Origin of the sequence: Phaeacidiphilus oryzae TH49, assembly GCF_000744815.1 — a bacterium.
GTDB lineage: Bacteria > Actinomycetota > Actinomycetes > Streptomycetales > Streptomycetaceae > Phaeacidiphilus > Phaeacidiphilus oryzae.
Map to the genome: position 1 here is coordinate 3378523 of NZ_JQMQ01000005.1, position 12979 is coordinate 3391501.

Consider the following 12979-nt stretch of genomic DNA (forward strand, 5'->3'; position numbering starts at 1 on the left):
TTCCGGAGCCGTCCCTACCGGTCGCGGATTCCGGCAGGCCGACTCGCCATCAGATGAGGGATGAGGAAGGTACGACAGGGGAGGCAGCGAGGAACTCGCCGGGGGGCCGCGGCGGCAGGGGACGTCCCCACCCTGCCCGCGCGGCTGCTGTCCGTTCTGTGGGCCGCCAGGGGCTCGAACCCTGAACCTACGGATTAAAAGTCCGCAGCTCTGCCAATTGAGCTAGCGGCCCGCGGCCGACCGGTCCCCTGGAGTGGTGCCAGCGGTTCCGGGTGGCCGAACCGTAGCCTACCTGCTGTGTCGCACAGGTGTGAGGGGCTTCGGCTTCCGGCGATCACCGCGGGCGGCGGACCGGAACGCGAAACGGCCGGAGCCGCCCCCCGAAGCAGGGGGACGGCTCCGGCCGTTCGGCCGTCACGCTGACGCGGCGTCAGCCGTTGCGCTTCCAGCGGGGCTTGCGGTCGCCGTCCGGGCGGTCGAAGCCGCGCGGGCCGCGGTCGTCGCGCCGCTCGAAGCCGCGCCCGCCCCGGTCGTCCCGACGCCCGTACGGACGGTTGCTGCTGCGGTCCCGGTCACCGAAGGCCGGACGCGCGCCGCGCTCGCGGTCGCCGCCGTAGGGGCGGGACTGGGAGTGCGGGCGGGCCGGACGGTCGTCCCGGCGGTCGAAGGAGCGCCCGCCGCGGTCGTCGCGGTTGTAGGAACGGTCCCGGTCGAACGGACGCCCGCCGCGGTCGTCCCGGCGGTCGAACGAACGGCCGCCGCGGTCCTCGCGGTTGAAGGAGCGGTCCCGGTCGAAGGAACGCCCGCCGCGGTCGTCCCGCCGGTCGTCCCGACGGTCGAAGGAACGGCCACCGCGGTCGTCCCGGCGGTCGAACGAGCGCCCGCCGCGGTCCTCGCGGTTGTACGAGCGGTCACGGTCGAACGGACGCCCGCCACGGTCGTCCCGCCGGTCGTCCCGACGGTCGAAGGAACGGCCACCGCGGTCGTCCCGACGGTCGAACGAACGGCCGCCGCGGTCCTCGCGGTTGAAGGAGCGGTCCCGATCGAAGGAACGCCCACCACGGTCGTCCCGCCGGTCATCCCGACGGTCACGGTCACGGTCCCGGTCGCGGTCGAAGGTGCGGGACTGCCCGCGCATCTCGCGCACGGACTGCCCGGCCGACTCCGGACGCTCGCCCCGCGACGCCTCCGGCGCCGAGCCCTCGACGGCCTCCGCGGACCCGGCGGGGGCAGCCGCGGCAGCGGCGACCGGCCCGGTCGAAGCCTCGACCTGGCCCTGGCCCTCCACCTGCTCAGCGGTCGAGGCCCCGGTGTCCGCCTCGTCCTCGATCCCCATCTCGGCCCGGTCCCGGGCGGCCCGCGCGGAGAGCCGGTCGGCCTCCTCGCGCAGCTCGACCGCGCGCCGCTGCAGCTTCTCCAGGTCCCGCTGCAGCCGGACCACGTCCTGCTCCGCCTGCTGGGCGGCGGACGCGGCCGACTCGGCCTGGATCTCGCTCAGCGAGCGGGCGCCGGTGATCCGTGCCACGTCCGCGTCGAAGGCGTTGCCGACGATGTGCCGCGAGGCGTCCACGCCCGCGTCCTCCATCAGCCGGAAGATGCCGCGGCGCTGGTGCGGCAGCGCCAGGGTGACGACGGTGCCGGAGCGGCCGGCCCGCGCGGTGCGGCCGGAGCGGTGGAGGTAGTCCTTGTGGTCGCCGGCCGGGTCCACGTTCAGCACCAGGTCGATGTCGTCCACGTGGATGCCGCGGGCCGCGACGTCCGTCGCGACCAGGGCGTTGACGTAGCCGTCCTTGAAGTCCGCGAGGGTGCGGGTACGCGCGCCCTGGGTCATCCCGCCGTGCAGCGCGTCGGCCTTGATCCCGGCGTCGCGCAGCTGGTCGGCGACCCGGTCGGCGCCCAGCTGGGTGCGGACGAAGATGATCGTGCGGCCCTTGCGGGCGGCGATCGCGTTGGTGACCGGCGCCTTGTCCTTGGGCTTCACGACCAGGATGTGGTGGGTCATGGTGGTGACCGCACCGGCCGAGGGGTCGACCTCGTGGGTGACCGGCTTGTTCAGGTACCGCTTCACCAGGGTGTCGATCTCGTTCTCCAGCGTGGCGGAGAAGAGCATCCGCTGGCCGCCGGCCGGCACCAGGTCGAGGATCTCGGTGACCTCGGGCAGGAAGCCCATGTCGGCCATCTGGTCCGCCTCGTCCAGCACCGCGACCTCGACCTCGTCGAGCACGGCGGCGCCGCGGTCGATCAGGTCCCGCAGCCGGCCGGGGGTGGCGACCAGGACGTCGACCCCGCGCTCCAGCGCGTAGATCTGGCGGGGCATCGAGGTGCCGCCGCAGACCACCTTGAGGTTGAGGCCGAGCACCGAGCCGTACGGCTCCAGCGCGTCGGAGACCTGCATGGCGAGCTCGCGGGTGGGGGTGAGGATGAGGCCGCGCGGGCGCTTCGGCTTGGTGCGGCCCTCGGCGAGCCGGGTCAGCAGCGGCAGGCCGAAGCTCAGGGTCTTGCCGGAGCCGGTGCGGCCACGGCCCAGGACGTCCCGTCCGGCGAGCGCGTCCGGGATGGTCGCGGCCTGGATCGGGAACGGGGTGGAGACCCCGCGCTTCTGCAGGGCGCGGACGATGTCGTCCGGCAGCCCCAGGTCGCCGAAGGTGGGCTCGGCGGGAGCGGCGGCCTCGGGAGCCTCGGCGGCGTCCTCGTCGGCGGCGACGCCGGTCTCGGTGTGGACGTCGGTGTCGGTGTCGTTCTCGGCGATCTCGGTGCTCTGCTGAGCGCTCTCCGCGTGGTCGGCCTGGTGGGCCTTGTCGGCGCTCTCGGTGATCTCAGCGATCTCGGTGATCCGGGCGAGCTCGATGGGCTCGGCGCCCGTGGCAGCCAGCTCCGCCTCCCCGTTTTCGGGCAGGGTGATGCGGCCGTCGTCAACCATGGACATGAAGAACCTTCCGGGTGTGGCACGCGCCAAAGTCCGCAGGTTCAGTAACGACCGCCTCTGTGCGGTCGGCCGACGGATCACCGGAACGCGCCAAGGGCGCCGCGTGGAGTCGTATCGCGAGGGCGCCGGGCAGATGTAGTCAAGCGATCTGCCAAGATAGCCCATTCGGCGATCACGGGGCAAACGCCCCACTCCAGACAGGGTGCCGGTCAGCCGAACAGGGTGCCGCTCAGCCGGCGACGGGGCTCGAACCGGTGGTGCCGCCCGCGGCGCCCGAGTCCGTCGCGGTGTCCCGGCTCGCCATCCGGGTCGAGGTGCCGGTACCCGGCGAGGAACCGCCGGAGGGGGACGGGCTCGCGGCGGTCGGCGAGGAGGAGGGCGAGGGGCTGGACGGCGGCGGGGTGGTCGGCGGCTGGGCGGGCGCACTCGGCCCCCCGGCGCCGCCGCCCCGCCGGACCCCCCGGCGGAACCGGACGTCCCCGAGGAGCCGGACGAGGAGGACCCGCCGCCGGCCCCCGAGGAGCCCCCGGCGCCGGAGCCCGAGGCGCCCGCGGCCCCGCCGGACCCGCCCGCGGCGCCGGCCGCCCCGCCGCCCGCGCCGCCGCCGGCCGCACCGGTGGCCCCGGCCGCCGCGCCGGCCCGGCCGGTGCCGACCACGGTGTCCGACGACCCGTCATGCCGCCCGCCGGCCCTGCCGATCGAGCCGAAGGCCCCGCTGCTTCCGCCGTGCCCGCCGTCGCCGCCGGAGACCGCGTCCCCGGAGCCCGGCGTGGGCGAGCTGTGGGACACCGGACTCGCGTCCCCCGACACGTCCATGCACCCGGCCACCGACCCGAGCAGCACCGTCCCCAGCACTACCGCCGTCGCGGCCCGTGCGACGGCCCCCTTGCTTCCCGTAACCACCAGGCATCCTCACTGTGTCAGCACCGTGCCGGCCGCCTCCCGGCCGCTTGCGCGCCCCGGTCTGCTCAACGGGCACGCCCCAGTGAGGACACGGCCAAGAACGCCGGAGAACGGTCCGGCCGGTGCCCGGCGGCGCCTCCTCGGCCCCCGGCCGGGTCAGCCGTAGCCCAGTTCGTGCAGCCTGCCCTCGTCCATCCCGAAGTGGTGGCCGATCTCGTGGACCACGGTGATCTCCACCTCGCGGACCAGGTCCTCCTCGCTTCCGCACATCCGCAGCAGCGGGTTCCGGAAGACGGTGACGCGGTCCGGCAACACGCCCGCGTAGTCGCCCCAGCGCTCGGTGAGCGGCGTCCCCTCGTAGAGTCCGAGGAGCCCCGGATCCCCCTGCTCCTCCGGGACCTCGTCCTCGACCAGCACCACCACGTTGTCCATCAGCCGGGCGAGCTCGGCCGGGATCCGGTCCAGCGCGTCGCCGACCAGTTCCTCGAAGCGCTCCCTGGACACCTTCAGCACTCACGCTCCCGCAGGTCGGGCGGTAACCGTTTTGGCGTTCCCGCCCACCATCCCATATGCTTCTCGACGTCCCCGACGGGCCATGGAAGTCTCCGCGCAAGCAGAGGGTTCCGCCGGTTGGGCCATCAGCCCTCATCGTCTAGTGGCCCAGGACGCCGCCCTTTCAAGGCGGTAGCACGGGTTCGAATCCCGTTGGGGGCACGGCAGTTGACAGTTCTCGGACTGTGCGGCTGCAAGCAAGGCCTCGTGGAGCAGTTGGTTAGCTCGCCACCCTGTCAAGGTGGAGGTCGCGGGTTCAAGTCCCGTCGAGGTCGCTGGACCCGCCGTTCGCGGCGGGCCCGGCCAGGTAGCTCAGTTGGTACGAGCGTCCGCCTGAAAAGCGGAAGGTCGCCGGTTCGACCCCGGCCCTGGCCACAACGCCTGAGCAGCGCAAAGCCCCCGGAGGGATCTTCCCCGGGGGCTTTCGTACGCCCACGTGACGGCAGTGCGACGGCGATAGGCCCTACTCCAGCAGCCCGGAAGCCAAGGATGGTCTGTCCTCCCGCTCAGTAGGCTCACCGACATGAGCGCACCCCGGATCAAGGTGTACGGCTCCGGTCAGGAGATCACCGTCACGGCCGACGCTCCCGGTCTACGGCTTCTCGGCGAGTTGCTGATGGATCTTGCAAGCACGGGGCATGACGGTGGCCACCACGTGCACTTCGAGCCGGGGATCAACGGTTTCCTGACGACGGTCTGATGACGAGGAGGCGTTCTTGGCGTTGCCGTACGCCGACGCGTACGCCGACTCCTCCTTGCGAGCCGCGCCGAAGACCGCCTGCCCCGACGCCGGCCGGCCACAGGGACGGCTCAACGGCCGTACAAGTGCCTCCGCACGAGCGGATCGTTCTCCAGGATGAAGTCGCTGACCTCCCAGAACTCGGCAAGCCGTGGGTGCCGCAGAGCTTCCTCGCGGGCGAGCTTGGTACCGAACAACGGACTGTCCGGGCCGGCCAGGCCACCGGTCACCAAGGTCGAGGCAGGAGCAGGAGAACCCATCACCGGTCCGACACGACAGCCGAACGTGACGTGGTCATCCCATGCAGCCGGAGACACACCCCAGGTGCCGAAGACGACATCTATCCACGCGTCGTGATCACGGTCCTGGTGGTGGTAGCAGTTGGCGTAGTACACAGCATGCGGAGACCCATCCACCAAGATGACGTTCCACGCCCTCTCGATCGGGGCGTTGCAGCAGTCACACGCGTACTCACGGGTCTGGCGTTCATCACCGAAAGAGAGCTTCACGCGGTCATCATGCCGGGCCCGCCGGCACCTCTGCCGAGGAGCCCGCGCCGTCGGAGAGCGGCCCCGGGCGCCGAAAAGCGGGTGCGGGTATGGGGGTCGAGCCGGACACTTGCGGGTGTGAGCCAAGTGGACGGAGCGGAGCGGCGGGTCTTTCCTGACCCCCGGAGCGTGCGGCGGGCCGCCGGGGGCGCCGGGTCGCCGGTCGCCGCCGCGCTGGCCGACGAGCTCGCGGCCGGGCCCAGCCCGCGCACCGTCGTCCTGGTCGAGGGGATCAGCGACCAGGTGGCCGTGCGGACCCTGGCCGCCCGGCAGGGCCGCGACCTCCGGGCGGAGGGCACCGCCGTGCTCCCGATGGGCGGGGCCACCAGCATCGCCAGATTCCTCGAGGTGCTCGGCCCCGCGCCCGGCGTCGCGCTGGCGGGCCTGTGCGACGCCGCCGAGGAGGACTACTTCCGGCGCGGTCTGGAACGGGCCGGCCTCCTCGCGGCCGGCCTGCCGCCAACCCGCGCGACCCTGGCCGGCCTCGGCTTCTTCGTCTGCGAGGCGGACCTGGAAGAGGAGTTGATCCGCGCACTCGGCGCCGACCGCGTCGTCCGGGTGGTGGAGGCCGAGGGCGACCTGCCCCCGCTGCGCACCTTCCGCAAGCAGCCCGCCCAGCAGGGCCGCACGCTGGAGCAGCAACTGCGCCGATTCCTCGGCACCACCAGCGGTCGCAAGATCCACTACGCCCGGGTCCTGGTCGAGCAGCTCGACCCGGCCGACCCGCCCCCGCCGCTGCGCGGACTCCTGGCGCACCTCTGAGGCCCCGCCGACAGGCCCCCAGCTCCCCCGGCCGCCCCCGCGCCCACGTCCGTCCACCCATCTGCCCGTCCGCCTCACCGGTTCCGCGCGTCGCCGCCGCAACCGGCGCGGGATTCCGGGCAGACTCAGCGCGTGAGCGACACGCCGGAAACCCCGCACGGCTCCTTTCCGGAGCCCGAGCACTTCGAGCCCCATCACAACGGCCTCGGCTCGCGGCTGAACTGGCTGCGGGCCGGCGTCCTCGGCGCCAACGACGGCGTGGTCTCCACGGCCGGCCTGGTGGTCGGCGTCGCCGGCGCCTCCGCCGACTCCCAGGCCCTGCTGGTCGCGGGCCTGGCCGGACTCCTCTCCGGCTCCATCTCGATGGCGGCGGGCGAGTACGTCTCGGTCTCCACCCAGCGCGACTCGGAGCGCGCCGCCCTCGCCCAGGAGCGCCGCGAACTCGCCGAGACCCCGGAGTACGAGCTGCGGGAGCTGACCGCCCTCTACCGGGACAAGGGCCTCACCCCGGAGCTCGCCACCGAGGTCGCCCGGCAGCTCACCGCACACGACGCCCTCGCCGCCCATGCCGAGACCGAACTCGGCATCGACCCCGACGAGTTGACCAGCCCCTGGCAGGCCGCCGTGGCCAGCTTCATCTCCTTCACGGTCGGCGCCCTGCTGCCGCTGCTCGCCATCACCCTGCCGCCCGCCTCGGTACGGGTCTGGATCACCGTCGGCTCGGTCCTGGTCGCTTTGGTGGCGACCGGCTGGTCCAGCGCGCGCCTGGGCGACGCGCCGCCCGGCCGGGCCGTACTGCGCAACGTGGCCGGCGGGGCGATCGCGATGGCCGTCACCTATGCCGCGGGCGCCCTGCTGCACACCATGGGCGCCTGACGCCTGAGGCCTGACGCGGCGTCAACCCCCGTGCGCCGCCCGGAAAGCACCGGGCCGTCGCCCCGAGGCGGGGTTGACCGGCCCGAAAAGCCCGTGTTTCACTCCGATCCATGGCCAAGCAGGGCAAGCACTGGGCGCTCACGCGCCGCCGCCACGTCGATCTCGCGCGGGTCACCACCGCCGCGTGTCCGACCTCGCGCTGAGCGCATCCCGCCGCAGTAGCCAGCAGCGGGCCGTCCGCCCCTCCCCCCGCAGCCGCGCCGTACGCGCGACCGGGGACGCCATCCGGCCGGGGCCCGGCCGTATGCGCTGGTCCAGCCGCCCGCACGCCATCGCCCAGAGGTGCCCGCCCATGTCCCAGATCGTGTCCGTCTCCGGCAGTCCCTCCGCCACCTCGCGCACCGCCCGCCTGCTCCGGCACGTGGACGCGCGGCTCACCGCCCACGGCCACGTGGTCACCCCGCTCGCCGTCCGCGAGCTCCCGGCCGGCCCCCTGCTGGCCGGCGACACCTCCGATCCGGAGATAGCCGCCGCGGCCGAACTCGTCTCGCGCGCCGACGGCCTGGTCATCGGCACCCCGATCTACAAGGCCTCCTACTCGGGCCTGCTGAAGACCCTCCTCGACCTGCTGCCGCAGTACGCCCTGGCGGAGAAGACGGTGCTGCCGCTCGCCACCGGCGGCTCCACGGCCCACGTGCTGGCCATCGACTATGCGCTGCGCCCGGTCCTCACCTCGATGGGCGCCGGCCACGTCCTCCCCGGCTGGTTCGTCCTGGACCGGGAGATCGCCCACGCCCCGGCCCTGCCGGTGGTGACCGCTTCGGAGACCGAACGGCAGCTGCACGGGGTGGTGGACCGGTTCTCGGCGGCCCTCCCCGGGGCCCCGCTGCTGGCCGCCAGCGCCTGACCACCGGCTGACCGCCGCCTGACCACCGCCCGCACCCGAGGGGCTGCCCCGAGGCGGTTCGACCAGGACGCCTCGTATGCAGTAGAGTTCCGGTGTCGCCGTCGGCCGGGCCCCGCCCGAAACCGTTCGGCGCACCGTCAAGGCCTCGTGGAGCAGTTGGTTAGCTCGCCACCCTGTCAAGGTGGAGGTCGCGGGTTCAAGTCCCGTCGAGGTCGCCGGATACGGCCCGGATCCTGAAGGATCCGGGCCGTTTCGCGTGTGCGCGCCCCCCGATGAATGTGGCGGGCATCACAGTCCTATTCTTGAGACGCCCGGGTCCGCTGGGACCGGTGGGGCTCACGCATTTTAAATATTGTCTTCAATCGAAGATCCGCAGGTTCTGGATCAATGCCCTGAACAGCGAAAAGGGGCCGCACTGGACCCGGCGGAGTCCAGTGCAGCCCCTTCGGCTACACCTGAGAAATAAGCGGAATGCGTGATTCAGGCCTCGCCGCGCTGCTGCGGAATACCGGCGAGCAGGGCGCGAACCTCGGCCTCGCGGTACCGGCGGTGCCCGCCGAGCGTTCGAATAGACGTCAGCTTGCCCGCCTTGGCCCAGCGCGTCACGGTCTTGGGGTCGACCCTGAACATGGTGGCGACCTCAGCCGGGGTCAGCAGCGGCTCGGCATCAGGGGTGCGAGCGGTCATGAGCGGCCTCCTCGGGAGAACCGAACAGCACGGTTCTTTCCTTCAAATTCTGCACCTTGGCCCGCGATGCCCGAAATGGCGCACCCGGACCGAGTCGGTAATAGGACGAACGGCTTGTCCTCGGCACTACAACTACACCATCCGTCCAGCCCCATCGGCCAAACCGCCGGAATTGGTTCCGCAGGGGACCAACTTCGCCGGATGGCGATGGAACGTGTCATAGCGGACAGTCACCCGCAGATGACGATCAGTCACGACATAACCAGGCCCCCCGCTCCCCCGCGAAGACTCTCATCCCCCGCAGATCCTTCTCCGAGGAGATGATCCGCAGTGGGGCTGGTTGTCCTATTTTGGCCCACAGAGGGGGGTTCGCGTCAACGGTGAGGAGCATCACCTTTGTTGGGTATTGACCCGGTTCGGGACGTTCATCCCGGCTAGGCGGGAGAAGGTCCCTCCGGATGCCTGAGGGAAGGATGCCACGGCTGTCCGCCAACGCCCGTGTTCGGCCTTGGCGTAAATCCGTCCTGGCGGAACTCCGCCAGTCATATGACAAGCCTACGGACAGTCACCACAGGGGGCCTGAACAGGCCTCATCGACACCGCATCGACACGCGGCGGCCGCAGGGGCAGCACGGGACGCCAGAAGACCCGTCTCCAAGGTTTGAAGCCACCGAGGCCACCCGCGGGGCCCGGAAGCCCCCGCAGAGGCGCCAGGACCCGACCAGAGCCCCTGCCGAACGCGGCCACGCCTCCGCCGGCGGCCGGCCCATCCGCAACCGCTTCCGGGGCGCCGGCGCCCCGGACCGGACCGGGTCTTCCCTCAGGCTTTCCCCCGAAGCCCCGCTCCCCTTGGCTCCTCCCGATGCTTCCCGGGCACCGTCTGGCTCGTCGCGGCGCCTGCCACGCGCCTCCCGCTACCCTCCGCGCGCCTTCGAGGGCTCCCCGACGCCCCCTGGCGTTTTTCCAGCGCCCGCCGCCCCTTGCGCTTCCGAGCCCTTCCCGCCACCCCGTGGTCCACCCGAAGCCCCGCGACGCCCCCTGCGCCTCCGAGGCTCCCCGACGCCCGATGGCCTTGCCCACGCTCCCCGGCCCCTGCACCTCCGGGCGCTCCCTCCGACCGCTGCGCCCTCCGAGGGCTCCCCGGAAGCCCGAGGCCACCCCCAACGCTCCCCGGCCCCTGCGCCTCCGAGGCTCCCCGGCGCCCGTCGCTTCTCGAAGCTCCCCGATTGCCTCTGCGTCTCCGAGGGCTCCCCGGCAGCCCGAGGCGTCCCCCAACGCTCCCCGGCCCCCTGTGGCTCCCAGCGATCCGCCGCCCCGTGGCTTCCCCCGAGCCCCCCGACGCCCCCGAGCGTCCGAGCACTCCCGGCACCCCGTGGCTTCTCCCGAAGCTCCCCGACCGCCTCTGCGCCTGTCTGCGGTCTCCGCGCGCGCTTCCGCGCGCCCCGGGCGTGGGCGCCCGCCAGGCGGCTGCGGTCCCGCGCGGGGACGCAGGGCCGGCGTCTTCACGGACGTTCCGAGCGCCGCGTGCGCCGCCCGTCCCGGCGGCTCAGTTCGCGTAGAGGAGTTCCTGGACTCGGCGCCAGCGTTCGGTGAGCCGGCGGTACGTGGCTCCCGCCCGGGCACCGTCGCCCTCCCGGAGGGCGGCCACCCCGTCGGCCACCTCGGCGGCCGAGCGGTCGGCCGCCAGGCGGCTCTCCGGCACCACGTGCACCAGGCCGCCGTAGTCCAGCTCCACCACCGAGCGCGGGTGGAACTCCTCCAGCCAGCGGCCGATCTCCTCGACCCCGGAGACGAGGTCCCCCTCGTCGAGGTTCTCCCGCAGCACGCGGTAGCCCCTGGCCACCCTCCGGCGGGCCTGCGCCATCGGCGTCCGGTAGCGCAGGGAGGGCGCGCTGCGCCGCTTCACTCCGTCACCGCGCTCCCCTGCTTCGACCGACTCACGCGCCTCACGGGCCCCGGGCGTCGACTTCCCCGTCTCGGCCCGCCCATTCCCGTCGGCACCCTCGGCACCTTCAGGTCCCTCGCCGGCCTCGCCACCCTCGACGCCGTCGCCACGCTCAGCGCCGTCCGCCGTCCCCTGCTCGCCCTCGGTCTCCCGCTCCAGCCACTCGGAGGGCTCGAACTCCCGGTCCTCCTCGCCGAAGAGCAGGAACCAGCGGACCGGGATGTTCCAGGTGCTGGTCAGGATCCACGGCCGGGCGTCCGGATGCTCCGACCGCCAGCGCTGCCAGTCGGTCTCGACCTGACCGCGCACCACCGGCGGCACCACGGCGTTCAGCAGCGACTCCGGCAGCTCCTTCGTGAGCTCGCCCATCGCCAGCCAGCTGCGCAGCCTGGTCCGCCACGGGCACAGATAGACGACCCCGTCCTGCTCGTGGACGAACGCCTCCCCGCTCTCCTCCTCGGGAACCGCCTTGGGCGGCACGGCGATCAGGTCGGCGAGGCGGCTGCGCCGTTCGTCGACCGCGGCGGGGGCCTCCTCCGGGCCGGCCTGCCGCACCTGGGCGGCGTACCCGGTCCAGTAGGCGCGCTCGCGCTCGGGGAAGGCGGCCAGCGGCTCGTACACCCGCAGGTAGGCGGCGTAGGGGGGCAGCACCGAAGTCCGAAGGATAGGCACCTCGGCATCGTCGCACGCCCGCCCCCGCGCGCGGGCGGGAACCCGTCCGTCGACCGACGCCGGCCGCGCCACGGCCGCGCCACGATTGCCACCCCGGCCTCGCCCCGGCCGCGATCGCAGAACGCTGCCTTCCGGAGGAGCGCACGGCATACGCTTCGTACGCCCCCGGCCCCGGACAAGGCGGGGGCCAAGAGATCCTGCCGATCCACGCGACACAGGACTGGAGTCACCACCGTGACCGACGTCAGTGAGCAGTCCAGCAGCTCCGGCACCGATGGCACCCGAGACGTGCTCCGCCGGATCTTCTCCACGGACTCAGACACCGCCCCGGGCGACAGCCACGAGCAGGTCGTCCTCTGCCGAGACCGCGACAGCGGCCTCCAGGCCGTCATCGCCATCCACTCCACCGCTCTCGGCCCCGCCCTGGGCGGGACCCGCTTCCACCCCTACGCCACCCCCGACGAGGCCGTCCAGGACGCCCTGAACCTCGCCCGCGGCATGTCCTACAAGAACGCCCTGGCCGGGCTCGACCACGGCGGCGGCAAGGCCGTGATCATCGGGGACCCGGCCCGCGACAAGAGCGAGCCGCTGCTCCGCGCCTACGGCCGCTTCGTGCAGTCCCTGGCCGGCCGCTACATCACGGCCTGCGACGTCGGCACCTACGTCGCCGACATGGACGTGATCGCCCGCGAGTGCTCCTTCGTCACCGGCCGCTCCCCCGCCCACGGCGGCGCCGGGGACTCCTCGGTCCTCACCGCCTTCGGCGTCTACCAGGGGATGCGTGCCTCCGCGCAGCACCTCTGGGGCAGCCCGGAGCTCGGCGGCCGGACCGTCGGCATCGCCGGCGTCGGCAAGGTCGGCCACCATCTGACGCGCCATCTGGTCGAGGAGGGCGCCCGGGTGGTGATCACCGACGTCCGGGACGAGGCGGTGCAGCGGGTGCTGGCCGCCCACCGGGACGATCACCCGGGGTCGGTCACCGCCGTCCCGGACGCCGACGCGCTGATCCGCGCCGGCCTGGACGTCTACGCCCCCTGCGCGCTCGGCGGAGCGCTGAACGACACGACCGTCCCCGCGCTGACCGCGCAGGTGGTCTGCGGTGCGGCCAACAACCAACTGGCCCACCCGGGTGTCGAGAAGGACCTCGCCGACCGCGGGATCCTCTACGCGCCGGACTACGTCGTCAACGCCGGCGGGGTCATCCAGGTGGCCGAGGAGATCGAGGGCTTCGACTTCGACCGGGCCAGGGCCAAGGCCGAGCGGATCTACGACACCACGCTGGCGATCTTCGAGCAGGCCGCGGCGGACGGCGTCCCGCCCGCCGCCGCCGCCGACCGGCTCGCCGAGAAGCGGATGGCGGGGGTCGGGCGGCTGCGCTCGATCCTGCTCCCCCGACCGCGCGGCTGACACGCTGTCAGCCGCGCCGGCCGCGCCCCGCCGGAACCCCGGCCCGAATCAAGAA

11 protein-coding genes and 5 tRNA genes are annotated in these 12979 nt (G+C 73.0%); 10 read left to right on the plus strand and 6 right to left on the minus strand.

Annotated elements, in window-relative coordinates:
* Positions 1-159 precede the first annotated feature (159 nt).
* From BS73_RS18740 to BS73_RS18750, 3 genes are all read right to left on the minus strand, one after another.
* Positions 160-232, minus strand: a tRNA-Lys gene (locus BS73_RS18740).
* A 198-nt stretch (positions 233-430) separates the two neighbouring features.
* Positions 431-2926 carry a DEAD/DEAH box helicase gene (locus tag BS73_RS18745; protein WP_037574017.1) on the minus strand — a complete coding sequence of 832 codons (2496 nt, stop codon included), beginning with the start codon at positions 2924-2926 and terminating at the stop codon, positions 431-433.
* A 1059-nt stretch (positions 2927-3985) separates the two neighbouring features.
* Positions 3986-4342 (minus strand): metallopeptidase family protein, encoded by a 357-nt coding sequence (locus BS73_RS18750; RefSeq protein ID WP_037574018.1) that lies wholly within the window; start codon positions 4340-4342, stop codon positions 3986-3988.
* Between the two features lie 128 nt (positions 4343-4470).
* On the opposite strand from BS73_RS18750, the gene BS73_RS18755 reads away from it, so the two are divergent.
* The 4 genes from BS73_RS18755 to BS73_RS38290 all read left to right on the plus strand — a co-directional run bounded on the left by BS73_RS18755 (position 4471) and on the right by BS73_RS38290 (position 5081).
* A tRNA-Glu gene (locus tag BS73_RS18755) sits at positions 4471-4543 on the plus strand.
* A 39-nt stretch (positions 4544-4582) separates the two neighbouring features.
* A tRNA-Asp gene (locus BS73_RS18760) sits at positions 4583-4656 on the plus strand.
* A gap of 26 nt (positions 4657-4682) precedes the next feature.
* Positions 4683-4756 (plus strand) — tRNA-Phe (locus tag BS73_RS18765).
* A 148-nt stretch (positions 4757-4904) separates the two neighbouring features.
* Positions 4905-5081, plus strand: coding sequence for an Imm32 family immunity protein (locus BS73_RS38290; RefSeq protein WP_161789680.1), 177 nt, complete (start codon positions 4905-4907; stop codon positions 5079-5081).
* A gap of 110 nt (positions 5082-5191) precedes the next feature.
* On the opposite strand, the gene BS73_RS34805 is transcribed toward BS73_RS38290, so the two are convergent.
* A complete protein-coding gene (locus BS73_RS34805) occupies positions 5192-5629 on the minus strand; it encodes a hypothetical protein (RefSeq protein ID WP_051940098.1) in 438 nt (145 codons plus the stop codon).
* A 117-nt stretch (positions 5630-5746) separates the two neighbouring features.
* On the opposite strand from BS73_RS34805, the gene BS73_RS18775 reads away from it, so the two are divergent.
* From BS73_RS18775 to BS73_RS18795, 5 genes are all read left to right on the plus strand, one after another.
* On the plus strand, positions 5747-6430 hold the full coding sequence (locus BS73_RS18775; RefSeq protein WP_407675028.1) for a TOPRIM nucleotidyl transferase/hydrolase domain-containing protein: 684 nt from the start codon (positions 5747-5749) through the stop codon (positions 6428-6430).
* Between the two features lie 132 nt (positions 6431-6562).
* Positions 6563-7306, plus strand: a complete 744-nt coding sequence (locus tag BS73_RS18780) for a VIT1/CCC1 transporter family protein (RefSeq protein WP_051940099.1) — start codon at positions 6563-6565, stop codon at positions 7304-7306.
* Positions 7307-7416: 110 nt separating this feature from the next.
* Positions 7417-7509: a putative leader peptide gene (locus BS73_RS40740; RefSeq protein WP_322987281.1), complete on the plus strand. Its 93-nt coding sequence runs from the start codon at positions 7417-7419 to the stop codon at positions 7507-7509.
* A 149-nt stretch (positions 7510-7658) separates the two neighbouring features.
* Entirely contained in the window at positions 7659-8213 is a 555-nt protein-coding gene (gene ssuE / locus BS73_RS18790) for an NADPH-dependent FMN reductase (RefSeq protein WP_037574026.1), read from the plus strand.
* Positions 8214-8354: 141 nt separating this feature from the next.
* Positions 8355-8428, plus strand: a tRNA-Asp gene (locus tag BS73_RS18795).
* Positions 8429-8693: 265 nt separating this feature from the next.
* On the opposite strand, the gene bldC is transcribed toward BS73_RS18795, so the two are convergent.
* Both bldC and BS73_RS18805 read right to left on the minus strand, forming a co-directional pair.
* Entirely contained in the window at positions 8694-8900 is a 207-nt protein-coding gene (bldC, locus tag BS73_RS18800) for a developmental transcriptional regulator BldC (RefSeq protein ID WP_019431930.1), read from the minus strand.
* Between the two features lie 1546 nt (positions 8901-10446).
* The gene (locus BS73_RS18805) at positions 10447-11496 is read right to left on the minus strand and encodes a hypothetical protein (protein WP_235215448.1); all 1050 of its coding nucleotides are present in this window, start codon (positions 11494-11496) and stop codon (positions 10447-10449) included.
* A gap of 255 nt (positions 11497-11751) precedes the next feature.
* Here BS73_RS18805 and BS73_RS18810 point away from each other — a divergent pair, with 255 nt between their 5' ends.
* On the plus strand, positions 11752-12924 hold the full coding sequence (locus BS73_RS18810; RefSeq protein ID WP_084704187.1) for a Leu/Phe/Val dehydrogenase: 1173 nt from the start codon (positions 11752-11754) through the stop codon (positions 12922-12924).
* Positions 12925-12979 lie beyond the last annotated feature (55 nt).

Excerpts from the sequence above, each read along its gene's own strand:
- BS73_RS18745 (WP_037574017.1), bottom strand. The coding sequence starts at position 2,926 with ATGTCCATGGTTGACGACGGCCGCATCACCCTGCCCGAAAACGGGGAG.
- bldC (WP_019431930.1), bottom strand. The coding sequence starts at position 8,900 with ATGACCGCTCGCACCCCTGATGCCGAGCCGCTGCTGACCCCGGCTGAG.
- BS73_RS40740 (WP_322987281.1), top strand. The coding sequence starts at position 7,417 with ATGGCCAAGCAGGGCAAGCACTGGGCGCTCACGCGCCGCCGCCACGTC.
- ssuE (WP_037574026.1), top strand. The coding sequence starts at position 7,659 with ATGTCCCAGATCGTGTCCGTCTCCGGCAGTCCCTCCGCCACCTCGCGC.
- BS73_RS38290 (WP_161789680.1), top strand. The coding sequence starts at position 4,905 with ATGAGCGCACCCCGGATCAAGGTGTACGGCTCCGGTCAGGAGATCACC.